We start from the raw sequence: 14,039 nt of genomic DNA, 5'->3' as shown, positions 1-14,039 counted from the left end.
TTTCCCTATGCCCATCCGTGAGATCCGCCATCCGCTGATCCGACACAAACTTGGCCTTATGCGCCGCGCCGACATTAGCACGAAGAATTTCCGTGAGCTCGCTCAGGAAGTCGGTGCCCTGTTGACCTACGAGGCAACCAAGGACCTGCCCCTGGAAACCTACGACATCGAGGGCTGGTGCGGTACCGTTTCGGTCGAGAAAATCGCCGGAAAGAAAATTACCGTGGTCCCCATCCTGCGCGCCGGTATCGGCATGCTCGAAGGTGTCCTGAGCCTGATCCCGGGCGCCAAGGTCAGCGCCGTAGGGGTGGCCCGCAACGAGGAAACCCTTGAAGCGCACACCTACCTGGAAAAACTGGTTCCAGAAATCGACGAACGGCTGGCCATGATCATCGACCCGATGCTGGCCACCGGCAGCTCCATGGTCGCCACCATCGACCTGCTGAAAAAAGCCGGTTGCAAGGACATCTGCGCCATGGTCCTGGTCGCTGCCCCCGAAGGGATCGCAGCCGTCGAGAAGGCTCACCCGGACGTGACCATCTACACCGCCTCGATTGACGAAAAACTCAACGAGCACGGCTACATCATTCCTGGCCTGGGCGATGCTGGCGACAAGATCTTCGGCACCAAGCAGAAGGACGCGTGAGCATGCAGGATGAGTTCAACGACCCGCTCTGGCGCCAGATTCTGTCGGGTGCCCAGATGCTGTTCGTGGCGTTTGGCGCGCTGGTGTTGATGCCGCTGATCACCGGCCTCGACCCCAACGTCGCGCTGTTCACGGCGGGTCTGGGGACTCTGCTGTTCCAGCTCGTTACCGGGCGGCAAGTGCCGGTGTTCCTGGCCTCGAGCTTTGCCTTCATCACCCCGATCATTCTTGCCAAGGGCCAGTTCGGCCTGGCGGCGACCATGGGCGGCGTGATGGCGGCAGGTTTTGTCTACACCTTCCTGGGCCTGGCCGTGAAGATCAAGGGCACCGGTTTCATCGACCGCCTGCTGCCGCCGGTGGTGATTGGCCCGGTGATCATTTCGATCGGCCTGGCCATGGCGCCGATTGCCGCGAACATGGCCATGGGTAAGGCCGGTGACGGCAGCGAGCTGATTCATTACCAGACGGCGATGATGATCTCGATGCCGGCGCTGCTGACCACCCTGATCGTGGCCGTGTTCGGCAAAGGCATCTTCCGCCTGGTGCCGATCATTTCCGGGGTGCTGGTGGGCTTTGGCATGGCGTTTTACTTTGGCGTCGTCGACACCGCGAAAATCGCTGCTGCCCCCTGGTTTGCCTTACCGCACTTCACAGCACCAGAGTTCAACTGGCAGGCAATCCTGTTCATTGTCCCGGTGGCGCTGGCCCCGGCCATCGAACACATCGGTGGGGTGATTGCGGTCGGCAGCGTGACCGGTCGCGACTACCTGAAAAAACCGGGCCTGCATCGCACCCTGCTTGGCGACGGTATCGCCACCACGGCAGCCGGCATGCTCGGCGGCCCACCCAACACCACCTACGCCGAAGTCACCGGCGCGGTGATGCTGACCAAGAACTACAACCCGAAAATCATGACCTGGGCGGCGATCTTCGCCATCAGCCTGGCCTTCATCGGCAAGTTCGGTGCGCTGCTGCAAAGCATTCCAGTGCCGGTGATGGGCGGGATCCTGTGCCTGCTGTTCGGCTCGATTGCCGCGGTGGGCATGAACACCATGATCCGCCACCAGATCGACCTGGGCGAAGCGCGCAATCTGGTGATTGTCTCGGTCACCCTGGTGTTCGGTATCGGCGGTGTGCTGATCGGCACCGGCACCGGCCCCGACGACTTCGGCCTCAAGGGCATTGCTCTGTGTGCCATTGTGGCAATCGGGTTAAACCTGCTGTTACCGGGCAATGACGGCTGGAAGAACAAGCAGCCGGATGAACCTCTGCTCTAAGGGTTTTGCTGCCTGAAAGAACGTTATCGCGGGCCAGCCTTGCTCCTACAGGAACAAGGCTGGCCCGCGATGCTTTCTGGCCGCCTACAAAACCAACGGTGCCCTTTCACACAGAGTGTTCAGCGCCTGCGCCCACTGCGGCTCATCGTTGAGGCAAGGCACCAGCACCAACTCCTCTCCCCCCGCTTCGCGGAACTGTTCCAGGCCGCGGTCACCGATCTCTTCCAGGGTTTCGATGCAGTCGGCGACAAACGCCGGGCACATCACCAAAATCTTCTTCATCCCACTTTTGGCCAGTTCATCGAGGCGGGCTTCGGTGTAGGGTTCGATCCACTTGGCACGCCCCAGGCGCGACTGGAATGACACCGACCACTTGCCGTCCGGCAAGCCCAGGCGTTTGGCAAAGGCCGCCGCCGTGCGCAGGCATTGGGTGCGATAACAGGTGGCAATCACCTCTGCCGGCGCTGCGGCGCAGCAATCGCCATTGTTACTGCATTCAAAGCAATGACCCGGATTGAGCTTCTTCAGGTGCCGCTCCGGCAAACCATGGAAACTCAGCAGCAGGTGATCGTAATCCTGCTCCAGATAAGGCTGGGCGCTGGCCACCAGGGCGTCGAGGTATTCCGGCTGGTCGTAGAACGGCTGGAGAATCGCGAACTGCACCGCGAGTTTTTTCTCGCGCACCACCCGCTTGGCTTCCTCGATCACCGTGGTCACGGTGCTGTCGGCGAACTGCGGATACAGCGGTGCCAGGGTGATTTTCCTGATGCCTTGGGCGGCCAGGCGAGTCAGTACCGTTTCGATCGACGGCTCGCCGTAACGCATCGCCAATTCGACCGGTCCGTGGGTCCACTGCGCCGTCATGGCCTGCTGCAAGCGCCGGCTGAGCACCACCAGCGGCGAGCCTTCGTCCCACCAGATCGAGGCGTAGGCATGGGCCGACTGTTCCGGGCGCTTGATCAGGATCAACGACACCAGCAGGCGCCGCAGCGGCCACGGCAGGTCAATGACGTACGGGTCCATCAGGAATTGATTGAGGTAGCTGCGCACGTCCGCTACCTGAGTGGAAGCGGGCGAACCCAGGTTGACCAGGAGCAACGCGTGATCGGTCATGCAACGTCCTATTTCAAAGGCGGCTGGACAGGTCGTCCAGAGCCGCACGCAAATCAGTGAAACGAAAGGTGAAACCCGCCGCCAGCAAACGCATCGGGGTCACCCGCTGGCCGCCCAACAGCAACAGCGACAACTCACCCAGCCCGACCTTCAAGACGAACGATGGCAGGGGCATGAAAGCCGGCCGGTGCAGGACACTGGCCAGCGTCTTGGCAAACTCGCGATTACGCACCGGTTTTGGCGCGCAGGCATTATAAGGACCGCTGGCCATATTCTGATGCAGAAGAAAATCAATCAGCGCGATTTGATCGTCGATATGAATCCACGACATCCACTGCCGACCATTGCCGATAGGCCCGCCCAGCCCCGCTTTGAAGGGCAGGCGCAGGCGCGACAAAAAGCCGCCCTCGGCCGACAGCACCAGCCCGGTCCGCACCAGCACCACACGCATGCCCAGGGCCTCGGCGCGTTGTGCGGTTTCTTCCCAGGCGATGCACAGCTGGCTGGCAAAGTCCTCGCTGACCGGCGGCGAATCCTCGGTCAGCTCACGCTCGCCGCCATCGCCGTACCAGCCCACGGCCGACCCGGAAATCATCAGCGGGGGCTTCTGCTCACGGCTTTCCAGCCAGGCCAACAGGGTTTCGGTCAGGCTGATCCGACTGCTCCAGAGCAACGCCTTGCGCCTATGAGTCCAGAGGCGGTCGGCAATCGGCGCACCCGCCAGGTTGATCAGCGCGTCCACCGGGTCCTGGCCGATCTCTTCCAGGCGCGCAATGCCTCGCACCTGGGCGCCGCACAGGGCCGGCACTTTTTCCGGCTTGCGACTCCACACCGTCAAGCTGTGGCCCTGGCTCACCCAGAGTCGGCAAAGCTGGCGTCCTATCAATCCAGTACCGCCGGTCAGCAATATGTGCATGACTTCTTCCTCGCGTGGCGTTTTACCTCAATCACTAGTCTATTTTTATAGGCAGGGATGTTTCGGATCGGGCAGGCCCTGTGATTAACAATAGGCCAAGCTGTCAGAACGAGAACGCTGAAAGTTATACCAAAAAATTAAATTGTACAGGTTTAACCCTAAGCGTAGCCTGTAGAGAAAGGTAAACGAGGCCCTTATGACTCTACCCATCGCAATTATCGGCACCGGCATCGCCGGACTCTCCGCCGCCCAGGCTCTGCAAGAGACCGGCTACGTCGTGCAACTGTTCGATAAAAGCCGTGGCAGCGGTGGCCGCATGTCAAGCAAACGCAGCGACGCCGGCGCACTCGACATGGGGGCACAGTATTTCACCGCCCGCGATCGGCGCTTTGTCACTGAAGTGCAGCGCTGGCAGGCCAATGGCTGGGTCGCCGAGTGGACGCCGCAGCTCTACAACTTTCAGGGCGGCCAACTCAGCCCGTCGCCGGACGAGCAGACCCGCTGGGTGGGCACGCCGCGCATGAGCGCCATTACCCGCGCCCTGATTGGCGACCTGGAGGTCCATTTCGCCTGCCGTATCACCGAGGTCTATCGTGGTGAACAGCACTGGCATCTGCAGGACGCCGAAGGCTTTACCCACGGCCCCTTCAGCCACGTGGTGATCGCCACTCCTGCCCCGCAGGCGACTGCCCTGCTGGCCTCTGCACCGAAACTCGCCGGGGTCGCCGCCGGGGTGAAAATGGACCCGACCTGGGCCGTCGCCCTGGCATTCGATACACCGCTGGACACCGCGATGGAGGGCTGTTTCGTGCAGGACAGCCCCCTCGACTGGCTGGCCCGCAACCGCAGCAAACCGGGGCGCGACAACAGCCTGGACACCTGGGTGCTGCACGCCACCAGCAGTTGGAGCCGGCAACACATCGACCTGTCCAAGGAGGCGGTGATCGAACAACTGCACGGTGCCTTTGCCGAACTGCTGCACAGCGCCATGCCCGCCCCGACCTTCAGCCTGGCCCATCGCTGGCTGTACGCGCGCCCTGCCAGCAGTCACGAATGGGGGGTACTGGCGGATGCCGACCTGGGCCTGTATGTGTGCGGCGACTGGTGCCTGTCGGGTCGAGTCGAAGGCGCCTGGCTGAGCGGCCAGGAAGCCGCCCGCCGCCTGCACGAACACCTGCAGTAGCTGCCTCCTTGCAGCAGTTGGCGAAGCCTCGCGAGCTCGACAGCAGCTAGAGGAACGATCGACGGGCAAAACCTATACAAAAAGTTTGACTTGTACACCTTTCGACCTATGATCAACGAATATTGTACAGCGATCACCGATTGTACAGGTTTTAGCCCGAGGTCTGCCGATGCAGAGCGAATCCCCACGCAAACCGAAAATCGCCATCAGCGCCTGCCTGATGGGTGACGAGGTGCGCTACAACGGCGGACACAAAGAATCCCGCCTCTGCAGTCGGACCCTCAGTGCTTACTTCGAGTTTGTCCCGGTGTGCCCCGAAGTCGCCATCGGCTTGGGCATCCCGCGCGAGCCCATTCGCCTGGTCGGCGACCCACAACACCCCAGCGCCATCGGCAGCGTCAACCCGCAGCTCGATGTCACTCAGCCGCTGGCCGACTACGGGCAACGCATGGCCGCTGAACTGACCGATCTATGCGGTTACATCTTCATGCACAAATCCCCTTCCTGCGGCCTGGAACGGGTCAAGGTCTATCACGCCAACGGCATCCCACAGGACGGTGGCGGTCGGGGCATCTACGCCGAGGCGTTTTGTGCCCGCCACCCTGACCTGCCGGTGGAAGAAGACGGCCGGCTCAACGATCCGGTGCTGCGCGAGAACTTCCTGACCCGGGTGTTTGCCTATGCCGCCTGGCAGGAGGTGCTGCAACAGGGCCTCAGTCGCCATGGCCTGACCGACTTCCACGCGCGCTACAAATACTTGCTGATGGCCCACAACCCGCTGCAATACAAGGCCCTGGGCAAACTCCTGGGCAACATGGGCCAGAGCGACCCCGCAGAGTTCGGCCCGCGCTATTTCAGCCAATTGATGGCGGCGCTCAAGCAATGCGCCACCCGCGGGACCCACAGCAATGTACTGCAACACCTCAGCGGCTATTTCAAGCAGACCCTTAGCGTCGAGGACAAACAGGAAGTCCAGCACGTGATCGGCCAGTACCGCCTTGGCGTCGTGCCGCTGGTGGTCCCGCTGACCCTGCTCAAGCATCACCTGCGTCATCATCCCGATCCGTACATCGCGCAGCAGGTCTACCTGCAGCCGCACCCGGAAAACCTCAGCCTCAGAAATGCGATTTGAATGAAGATGCCCAGCGCTACTCACCCCCATGAGCCAGACCCCGACTACCAGCAGGCGCTGGACGAAGGCTGGCTGCCGATCCGTGAGGTCGCCCGCGTGACCGGCGTCAACGCCGTCACCCTGCGTGCCTGGGAGCGCCGCTACGGGCTGGTGGTGCCGCAGCGCACCCCCAAGGGTCACCGGCTGTTCTCCGCCGGGCATGTGCAGCGCATCCACGACATCCTGACCTGGCTCAATCGCGGCGTGGCGGTGAGTCAGGTCAAGCAACTGCTGGACACGCCCCAGGCTTTCAGTTCGCCGGTGGAAAATGACTGGCAGATCCTGCGCCAGAACCTGGCCCAGGCCATCTGCCGCCTGGCCGAGCGCCAGGTCGATGACCTGTTCAACCAGGCCATGGCCCTGTATCCGCCCAGCACCTTGTGCGAGCAGTTGCTGCTGCCGCTGCTCGCCGAGTTCGAGCAGCGCTGGCAAGGGCAGTTCGGCGCACAGATGGAACGCAGCTTTTTCCATAGTTGGTTGCGCAGCAAGTTCGGCGCGCGGATCTACCACAACAACCGCCAGTTGCGTGGCGCCCCGCTGCTGCTGGTGAATCAATCCGACCTGCCGCTGGAACCCCATCTGTGGCTCAGCGCCTGGCTGATCAGCAGCAGCGATTGCCCGGTGGAAGTGTTCGACTGGCCGCTGCCGGTGGGTGAACTGGCGCTGGCGGTGGAGCACCTGCAGGCCCGCGCGGTGCTGCTGTATTCGAGCAAGGCCAGCAACCTGAAGCACGTGATGAAACTCCTGCACAACGTCAGTTGCCCGAAACTCATTGCCGGACCCACGGTGTGCATCCATCACAGTGAATTGTCCGTAACCACCCGTGAACTGCCTGATGTATTCCTCGCCGAGGATCCGCTTTCGGCACACCGGGCACTCATTCAACGAGGGCTGATTTGATGCTCGATGGGCAAGCGACTCGCCAACTGGTCTGGCTGCGCAGTGATTTGCGCCTGCATGACAACACCGCCCTCAGCGCCGCAGCCGCCCGCGGCCCGAGTGTTGCGGTGTACCTGCTGAGCCCCGGGCAATGGCTGGCCCACGACGATGCGCCGTGTAAGGTGGATTTCTGGCTGCGTAACCTGCGCGAACTGAGCCGGGCATTGGCCGCGCTGAACATCCCGCTGCTGATCCGCAGCGCCCCCGTTTGGGACGATGCCCCCCAGGTGCTGGTGCAACTGTGCCACGAGCTGAACGTTGCGGCGGTGCACCTCAACGAAGAATACGGCGTGCATGAAACCCGCCGCGACCGCGCCGTGCGCCAGGCCCTGGAAGGCCAGGACATCACCCTGCAGGGCTATCTCGATCAGCTTTTGTTCCAACCCGGCAGTGTGCTGACCAAAACCGGCAGCTATTTCCAGGTCTTCAGCCAGTTTCGCAAAGTCTGTCATGCCCGCCTGTACGGCTCGCCGCCACAACGGGTAGCGGCGCCGCAAGCCCAACTGCCGACAGGGATCCACAGCGACCCGATACCCGAGCTGATCAGCGGCTTCGCCCCCCCCAGCGAGCAGCTGCGGGCACTCTGGCCGGCGGGGGAAGAGCACGCGCAGCAGCGCCTGGCCCACTTCGCCGACGCCCAGATCGACTACTACAAGGACGAACGCGACTTGCCGGCCAAGCCTGGCACCAGCCAACTGTCGCCCTACCTGGCCGCCGGCGTGCTCTCGCCTCGGCGATGCCTGCATGCGGCCCTGCAAGCCAACCAGGGTGAATTCGACAGCGGCAGCGCCGGCGCGGTGACCTGGATCAACGAACTGCTGTGGCGCGAGTTCTACAAACACATACTGGTCGGCTACCCCCGTGTCTCCCGGCACCGCGCCTTTCGCCCGGAAACCGAAGCCCTGGCCTGGCGGGATGCCCCCGACGAACTGGCGGCCTGGAAGGAGGCGCGCACCGGCCTGCCGATCATCGACGCCGCGATGCGCCAACTGTTGGAAACCGGCTGGATGCACAACCGCCTGCGGATGGTGGTGGCCATGTTCCTGACCAAGAACCTGTTGATCGACTGGCGCGAAGGCGAGCGGTTTTTCATGCGCCACCTGATCGACGGTGATCTGGCCGCCAACAATGGCGGCTGGCAATGGAGCGCCTCCACCGGCACCGACTCGGCGCCTTACTTCCGGATATTCAACCCGTTGAGCCAGTCGGAAAAATTCGACAGTGAAGGCGTGTTCATCCGCCACTGGCTGCCGGAACTGGCCGGGCTGAACAAAAAAGATATCCACAACCCGGCCGCCATGGGCGGGTTGTTTGGCGTGGCGGATTATCCGTTGCCGATCGTCAACCTCGGCCAATCGCGCGAGCGCGCACTGGCTGCGTTCAAGAACCTGCCCTCGCGCCAGGAAGCCGAGGTCTGGCATGAGTGACTTCCTGCGGCGCTTTGCCCATGAGTTCTCGGCACTGGACAAAGACAACCTGCAACGCCTCGACAAGCTGTACAGCGAGGACGTGCACTTCACCGACCCGCTGCACGACGTGCAGGGGCTTGGGCCACTGCACCACTACTTCGCCCAGCTCTACGCCAACGTCAGCCAGTTGCACTTCGACTTTCATGGTGTTGATCAAGTGGCTGAAGGCCAGGGCTATCTGCGCTGGACCATGAGCTATCGCCACTCGCGCCTGGCGGGCGGGCAAACGATCGAAGTCGAGGGCTGCTCGTTCCTGCTTTGGCGCGACCGGGTCTACCGCCACCGGGACTACTTCGATGCCGGGGCATTGCTGTATGAACACCTACCCGTAATGGGCCGAGCCATCGGTTGGTTGAAAGGGAGAATGGGATGAGTCATGTGACCCCGCGACGATATTGGTTAACGGGCGCCAGCAGCGGCCTTGGTGCGGCGATGGCCGAACAACTGTTGAAGGCCGGCGTGCACCTGGCGGTCAGCGCCCGCACGGTGCAGCCGTTGAAAGTCCTGGCCCAGCGGTATCCAGGGCAAGTGCTGGTGGCACCCGGAGACTTGACCAACAGCCAGACTGTGCGCGAGATCGGCGAGCAGATTCAGCACGACTGGGGCTCGCTGGACACCGTCATCCTCAATGCCGGCACCTGTGAATATGTGGACACCAAGCAGTTTGATGCGTCGATCATCGAGCATGTCGTGCGCACCAACCTGCTCGCCAGCAGCTATTGCATCGAGGCCGCCTTGCCGCTGCTGCGCGCCGGCACCGCACCTCATCTGGTAGGCATTGCCAGCTCGGTGACTTACTTGCCGCTACCACGCGCCGAAGCCTATGGCGCGTCCAAGGCCGGCCTGCGCTACCTGTTCGAATCCTTGCGCATCGACCTGGCCCCCGAGGGCATCGAGGTCACCGTGGTCAGCCCCGGCTTTGTCGAAACCCCGTTGACGGAAAAAAACGACTTCCCCATGCCACTGAGTTGGCCGGCAGACAAGGCTGCCTGCTACATCGTCGAAAAACTCAAAAAGCGCCCCCTGGAGATCGCCTTCCCGGCCTTGTTCATGGCTGCGCTGTGGCCGCTGTCGAAACTGCCCAGCCGAGTGCAACTGGCGATCGGCAAACGCATGGTCAGAAGCTCCCCGCCGATCAAGGATCAGCCGTGAAAATTGCCATCATCGGCAGTGGGATCTCGGGGCTGACCAGCGCTTACCTGCTGAACCGCACACACGAGATCACGCTGTTCGAGGCCAACGACTGGATCGGCGGCCACACCCACACGGTGCAAGTGACGGTCAACGGCCAGCGTCATGCGGTGGACACCGGCTTCATCGTGTTCAATGACTGGACCTACCCCCATTTCATCCGTCTGCTGGAAACGCTCGGCGTGCGCTTTAAACCCACCGAGATGAGCTTCTCGGTGCGCGACCCGGACAGTGGGCTGGAGTACAACGGCAACACCCTCAACAGCCTTTTCAGCCAACGGCGCAATCTGCTGTCGCCGCGGTTCTGGGGCATGCTGCGCGACATTCTGCGCTTCAACCGCGAAGCCCAGCGCGACCTGGCCGAACAACGGATCGCCGCACACACCACCCTGGGTGAGTATTTGCACAGCAACGGCTATGGCAAGCGTTTCACCCAGCATTACATCGTGCCGATGGGCGCGGCGATCTGGTCGATGTCGCTGGCCGATATGCTGAGTTTCCCACTGCAGTTTTTCGTACGCTTTTTCAAAAACCACGGATTGCTGTCCGTCAGCAATCGTCCGCAATGGCAAGTGATTGAAGGCGGCTCCAGTGCCTACATCGCCCCCCTGACGGCCTCTTTTGCCGAGCGCATTCGCCTCAATTGCCCTGTGCACCGGGTCGAGCGCGATGAGCACGGCGTGACCGTCCACAGCAAGGCCGGCAACGAGCGTTACGACAAGGTGATATTCGCCTGCCACAGCGATCAGGCGTTGCAACTGCTGGCCCAGCCGAGCCGCGCAGAACAGTCGATTCTTGGCGCCCTGCCCTATGCTGAAAACGACGTCGTACTCCACACTGACACGCGCCTGCTACCTGATCGAAAACTGGCCTGGGCCAGTTGGAATTATCGCCTGGGAGGGCACGGTCAACAGGCCGCCGTCACCTACAACATGAACATCCTGCAAGGTCTGCAAAGCGACGCAACGCTGTGTGTCAGCCTCAATCAGCGCGCACAGATCGACCCGCTCAAAGTGCTTGCGCAATACACCTACGCCCACCCCCAGTACAGCCTCGCGGCGGTGGCCGCGCAAGCGCGCTGGGGAGAGCTCGACGGTGCGCAGCACACCTGGTATTGCGGCGCCTACTGGGCCAACGGCTTTCATGAGGACGGGGTGGTCAGCGCCTTGCGCGTCGCCCATGCACTGGGTGAGCGACTATGAACAGCGCCCTCTACAGCGGCTGGATCAGCCACCGGCGATTTGCGCCCAAACATCATGCGTTCCGCTACCGAATCGGCCTGTTGTACCTAGACCTCGACGAACAGGACGCCGTGCTGGGGCTGTCTCCATTGGCGGGCAACAGCCGTTTCGCGCCCTTCTCTTTTCGTCAACGCGACTACCTGCAAGCCGATACTGGCCAAGGCATGCCACTGATCGAAGCGGTACGACAGCAGGTCGCCCTCGTCATCGGCCACATCCCCCTGGGCTCGGTCTATCTGCTGACCCAGGCACGCAGTTGGGGGGTGTCGTTCAATCCGGTGAGCTTTTTCTACTGCCATGAAACTGACGGCCAACTGGCGGCGATTCTGTGCGAGGTCACCAATACGCCCTGGGGCGAGCGTTATCACTACGTGTTACCCGCCAGGGCCACGACTGATTCGAACGACACGCACCAGCACTTCGCCGTGGCCAAGGCCTTTCATGTCTCGCCGTTTCTGCCGCGCGATCTGGAACACCGCATGAGTTTCAGCCCCGCCGGACACAGACTCGGCGTGCACATGGCCGATTGGCAGGGCGAACTGAAACTGTTCGACGCCACGCTCAATCTGCAACGCGAAGCCCTGGATCGCCACAGCCTGCACCGCTACCTGCGGCGCTTCCCGTGGATGACGGCGAAAACCTGCCTGGCGATTTACTGGCAAGCCTTTCGCCTGCTGCTCAAGCGCACACCGATTTTTGCTCATCAGGCTGCCGACGGCAGCGTTCAAAGCGCCATTGTTTCCCCCAAGGATCGCCGTCATGAAATCTCCTAGTGTTTCGGCCAAGACCAACCTGCTCGGCACTCACGGGTTGAGCGGGGCCCTGTTGCGCCGTGGCGTACTGCGACAATTGGCACACCTGAAAAACGCTCAACTGCTGGTCGTCGAAGAGGGCGAGCGGCATGTATTTGGTACGGCTGGCAGCCCGCTGCAGGGGGAGATCCACATCCTCGATGCAGCAGCCTGGGGCCTGGTGGCCAGCAATGGCTCGATTGGTGCGGGTGAAGCGTTCATCCATGGCTACTGGAGTTCCCCGGACCTGACCGCCGTGGTGCGCGTCTTCGTCAGTAACCTTGAGGTGCTCGACGCACTGGAGGGCGGGCTGGCGAGACTCGGCCGGCCACTGGTTCGCGCCCTGCACTGGCTCAATCGCAACACACGCAAGGGCTCACAAAAGAACATCGCGGCGCACTACGACCTGGGCAACGATTTGTTCGAGCAGTTTCTCGACCCGACCATGATGTATTCGGCCGCCCAGTTTCGCAGCGCCGACGACAGCCTCGAGCAGGCGCAACTCAACAAACTCGAGCGCATTTGCCAGAAACTCGACCTCAAGGCCAGCGATCACCTGCTGGAGATCGGCACCGGCTGGGGCAGCATGGCGCTTTACGCGGCGCAGCATTACGGTTGTCAGGTAACGACCACCACCCTGTCCAAGGAGCAGTTCGATTTCACTGCGCAACGCATTGAGGCGCTCGGGCTGCACGCTCAGGTCACGCTGTTGCTCCAGGACTATCGCGACCTCACCGGGCAGTACGACAAACTGGTTTCGATCGAGATGATTGAAGCGGTAGGCCATCGTTTCCTGCCGACCTACTTCAAACAATGCGCCCATCTACTCAAAAGCAACGGCCTGATGCTGTTGCAAGCCATCACCATTCGCGAGCAACGTTACGAGCAGGCCCGCAATGGGGTGGACTTCATCCAGCGCTACATCTTCCCCGGCGGCGCCCTGCCCTGTGTACAAAAGATGTTGGAAATCGTCAGCCGCGATACCGACATGAACCTGTTGCACATGGAAGACTTCGGCCTGCACTACGCGCGAACCCTGCGTTTGTGGCATGAGAACTTCCGCCGCGCCCATGGGCGTTTGAGTGAGTTGGGCTACGACGAGTATTTCCTGCGCCTCTGGGAGTTCTACCTGTGCTACTGCGAGGGTGGTTTTCTGGAGCGCACCATCGGCACCGCGCAACTGCTTCTGGCCAAACCCGCAGCCATGCCACAACCGCTGCTCGGGCGCTTCGATGCTTGAACGCCTGGCCAATGCCGTGCTGTTTCAGCTCGGCTGGCTGGCCTGCGTGTTGGGCGGTGACAGCCTCTGGCTAGTGATCCCGCTGGCCGTGTTGTTGATTCACCACCTGTGGATAAGTCGCCGAGGACAGGACAGTCGGCTGATACTCTGGGTGGTGCTGCTTGGCATTGCGCTGGACAGCTCATTGCAGCGGCTCGGTGTATTTGAGTTCCAGCAAACCGTTGCCTTGATTCCACTGTGGCTGATCATGCTGTGGGCTTTGCTGGCCACGACCCTGCGTCATTGCCTGCGCTGGAGCGCCCACCCCTGGTGGCTGGCCAGTGTCACCGGCGCCGTGGGCGGACCGTTGTCGTACTACGCAGGCGGGCGACTGGCCGGGGTACAGTTTCCAATGGGGGTGTGGCCAACGCTGATCGGTATCGCGATGCTATGGGCATTGATTTTTCCATTGCTCCACCTGATGGCCCGGCGCCTATCCCACTGAGCGTCCGTCAGAGCGTTCACACAGCCGGGGTGCACTGCCTTACACTGGCGCCCATGAATACCATCCCCCTCACCGAAATCGTCGAGCCGACGGTCACCTGCTCGACGTGCGCGGCCTGCTGCTGCCAGCTCGAAGTGATGCTGATCACCGACACCGGCGTGCCTGATCGCTTTATCGACACCGACGATTGGGGTGGAGAAGTCATGCTGCGCCTGGACGACGGCTGGTGCGCGGCGCTGGATCGCGACACGATGATGTGCACCATCTACGAAAAACGCCCGTTGATATGCCGGGAGTTCGAGATGGGCGCGCCGGAGTGTATCGAGGAACGCCTGGGAATCACCACGGCCTACAGGTGATGGCGCTCCTTCGCTGACA

General features: G+C 62.0%; 15 protein-coding genes. 13 read left to right on the top strand and 2 right to left on the bottom strand.

What is annotated here, in order from left to right; all coding sequences use genetic code 11:
- The first annotated feature begins 7 nt into the window (after positions 1 to 7).
- Positions 8 to 646 (top strand): uracil phosphoribosyltransferase, encoded by a 639-nt coding sequence (upp, locus tag AACY45_RS22945; RefSeq protein WP_095168992.1) that lies wholly within the window; start codon positions 8 to 10, stop codon positions 644 to 646.
- A gap of 2 nt (positions 647 to 648) precedes the next feature.
- A complete protein-coding gene (locus AACY45_RS22940) occupies positions 649 to 1,923 on the top strand; it encodes a uracil-xanthine permease family protein (protein WP_339547555.1) in 1,275 nt (424 codons plus the stop codon).
- 84 nt (positions 1,924 to 2,007) lie between these two features.
- Here the strand turns inward: AACY45_RS22940 and hemH are convergent, their stop codons facing one another.
- Together hemH and AACY45_RS22930 are read right to left on the bottom strand one after the other, a co-directional pair.
- Positions 2,008 to 3,036: a ferrochelatase gene (gene hemH, locus AACY45_RS22935; protein WP_339547523.1), complete on the bottom strand. Its 1,029-nt coding sequence runs from the start codon at positions 3,034 to 3,036 to the stop codon at positions 2,008 to 2,010.
- Between the two features lie 13 nt (positions 3,037 to 3,049).
- Complete coding sequence (locus tag AACY45_RS22930; RefSeq protein WP_339547522.1) at positions 3,050 to 3,952, bottom strand: TIGR01777 family oxidoreductase; 903 nt, start codon at positions 3,950 to 3,952, stop codon at positions 3,050 to 3,052.
- Between the two features lie 196 nt (positions 3,953 to 4,148).
- Between AACY45_RS22930 and AACY45_RS22925 the strand changes: the two genes are divergently transcribed.
- The 11 genes from AACY45_RS22925 to AACY45_RS22875 all read left to right on the top strand — a co-directional run bounded on the left by AACY45_RS22925 (position 4,149) and on the right by AACY45_RS22875 (position 14,020).
- On the top strand, positions 4,149 to 5,135 hold the full coding sequence (locus AACY45_RS22925; RefSeq protein WP_339547521.1) for an NAD(P)/FAD-dependent oxidoreductase: 987 nt from the start codon (positions 4,149 to 4,151) through the stop codon (positions 5,133 to 5,135).
- 169 nt (positions 5,136 to 5,304) lie between these two features.
- Complete coding sequence (locus tag AACY45_RS22920) at positions 5,305 to 6,267, top strand: YbgA family protein (protein ID WP_339547520.1); 963 nt, start codon at positions 5,305 to 5,307, stop codon at positions 6,265 to 6,267.
- On the top strand, positions 6,268 to 7,206 hold the full coding sequence (locus tag AACY45_RS22915) for a MerR family transcriptional regulator (protein WP_339547519.1): 939 nt from the start codon (positions 6,268 to 6,270) through the stop codon (positions 7,204 to 7,206).
- A complete protein-coding gene (gene phrB, locus AACY45_RS22910) occupies positions 7,206 to 8,672 on the top strand; it encodes a deoxyribodipyrimidine photo-lyase (RefSeq protein WP_339547518.1) in 1,467 nt (488 codons plus the stop codon). Before AACY45_RS22915 ends, phrB begins: the two co-directional genes overlap by 1 nt.
- Entirely contained in the window at positions 8,665 to 9,087 is a 423-nt protein-coding gene (locus AACY45_RS22905) for a nuclear transport factor 2 family protein (protein WP_339547517.1), read from the top strand. Before phrB ends, AACY45_RS22905 begins: the two co-directional genes overlap by 8 nt.
- On the top strand, positions 9,084 to 9,866 hold the full coding sequence (locus AACY45_RS22900; protein WP_339547516.1) for an SDR family NAD(P)-dependent oxidoreductase: 783 nt from the start codon (positions 9,084 to 9,086) through the stop codon (positions 9,864 to 9,866). The genes AACY45_RS22905 and AACY45_RS22900 overlap by 4 nt, the downstream gene beginning before the upstream one ends.
- On the top strand, positions 9,863 to 11,107 hold the full coding sequence (locus tag AACY45_RS22895; protein ID WP_339547515.1) for an NAD(P)/FAD-dependent oxidoreductase: 1,245 nt from the start codon (positions 9,863 to 9,865) through the stop codon (positions 11,105 to 11,107). The genes AACY45_RS22900 and AACY45_RS22895 overlap by 4 nt, the downstream gene beginning before the upstream one ends.
- Positions 11,104 to 11,919, top strand: coding sequence for a DUF1365 domain-containing protein (locus AACY45_RS22890; RefSeq protein ID WP_339547514.1), 816 nt, complete (start codon positions 11,104 to 11,106; stop codon positions 11,917 to 11,919). Before AACY45_RS22895 ends, AACY45_RS22890 begins: the two co-directional genes overlap by 4 nt.
- Positions 11,906 to 13,177: a cyclopropane-fatty-acyl-phospholipid synthase family protein gene (locus AACY45_RS22885; protein ID WP_339547513.1), complete on the top strand. Its 1,272-nt coding sequence runs from the start codon at positions 11,906 to 11,908 to the stop codon at positions 13,175 to 13,177. Before AACY45_RS22890 ends, AACY45_RS22885 begins: the two co-directional genes overlap by 14 nt.
- Entirely contained in the window at positions 13,170 to 13,661 is a 492-nt protein-coding gene (locus AACY45_RS22880; protein ID WP_339547512.1) for a DUF2878 domain-containing protein, read from the top strand. Before AACY45_RS22885 ends, AACY45_RS22880 begins: the two co-directional genes overlap by 8 nt.
- A 53-nt stretch (positions 13,662 to 13,714) precedes the next feature.
- Positions 13,715 to 14,020: a YkgJ family cysteine cluster protein gene (locus tag AACY45_RS22875; protein ID WP_339547511.1), complete on the top strand. Its 306-nt coding sequence runs from the start codon at positions 13,715 to 13,717 to the stop codon at positions 14,018 to 14,020.
- Positions 14,021 to 14,039: the final 19 nt, after the last annotated feature.

The organism is Pseudomonas sp. RA_35y_Pfl2_P32, assembly GCF_963970735.1.
Lineage (GTDB): Bacteria > Pseudomonadota > Gammaproteobacteria > Pseudomonadales > Pseudomonadaceae > Aquipseudomonas.
The sequence above is the reverse complement of the archived record's forward strand: the minus strand, read 5'-3'. Positions and strand labels throughout refer to the sequence as shown.

What these genes read in the sequence shown, in the direction of transcription:
- AACY45_RS22890 (WP_339547514.1), top strand. Translation starts at nt 11,104, where the DNA reads ATGAACAGCGCCCTCTACAGCGGCTGGATCAGCCACCGGCGATTTGCG.
- AACY45_RS22885 (WP_339547513.1), top strand. Translation starts at nt 11,906, where the DNA reads ATGAAATCTCCTAGTGTTTCGGCCAAGACCAACCTGCTCGGCACTCAC.
- AACY45_RS22880 (WP_339547512.1), top strand. Translation starts at nt 13,170, where the DNA reads ATGCTTGAACGCCTGGCCAATGCCGTGCTGTTTCAGCTCGGCTGGCTG.
- AACY45_RS22940 (WP_339547555.1), top strand. Translation starts at nt 649, where the DNA reads ATGCAGGATGAGTTCAACGACCCGCTCTGGCGCCAGATTCTGTCGGGT.
- AACY45_RS22900 (WP_339547516.1), top strand. Translation starts at nt 9,084, where the DNA reads ATGAGTCATGTGACCCCGCGACGATATTGGTTAACGGGCGCCAGCAGC.
- AACY45_RS22925 (WP_339547521.1), top strand. Translation starts at nt 4,149, where the DNA reads ATGACTCTACCCATCGCAATTATCGGCACCGGCATCGCCGGACTCTCC.
- AACY45_RS22915 (WP_339547519.1), top strand. Translation starts at nt 6,268, where the DNA reads ATGAAGATGCCCAGCGCTACTCACCCCCATGAGCCAGACCCCGACTAC.
- AACY45_RS22875 (WP_339547511.1), top strand. Translation starts at nt 13,715, where the DNA reads ATGAATACCATCCCCCTCACCGAAATCGTCGAGCCGACGGTCACCTGC.
- upp (WP_095168992.1), top strand. Translation starts at nt 8, where the DNA reads ATGCCCATCCGTGAGATCCGCCATCCGCTGATCCGACACAAACTTGGC.
- phrB (WP_339547518.1), top strand. Translation starts at nt 7,206, where the DNA reads ATGCTCGATGGGCAAGCGACTCGCCAACTGGTCTGGCTGCGCAGTGAT.
- AACY45_RS22930 (WP_339547522.1), bottom strand. Translation starts at nt 3,952, where the DNA reads ATGCACATATTGCTGACCGGCGGTACTGGATTGATAGGACGCCAGCTT.
- hemH (WP_339547523.1), bottom strand. Translation starts at nt 3,036, where the DNA reads ATGACCGATCACGCGTTGCTCCTGGTCAACCTGGGTTCGCCCGCTTCC.
- AACY45_RS22920 (WP_339547520.1), top strand. Translation starts at nt 5,305, where the DNA reads ATGCAGAGCGAATCCCCACGCAAACCGAAAATCGCCATCAGCGCCTGC.
- AACY45_RS22905 (WP_339547517.1), top strand. Translation starts at nt 8,665, where the DNA reads ATGAGTGACTTCCTGCGGCGCTTTGCCCATGAGTTCTCGGCACTGGAC.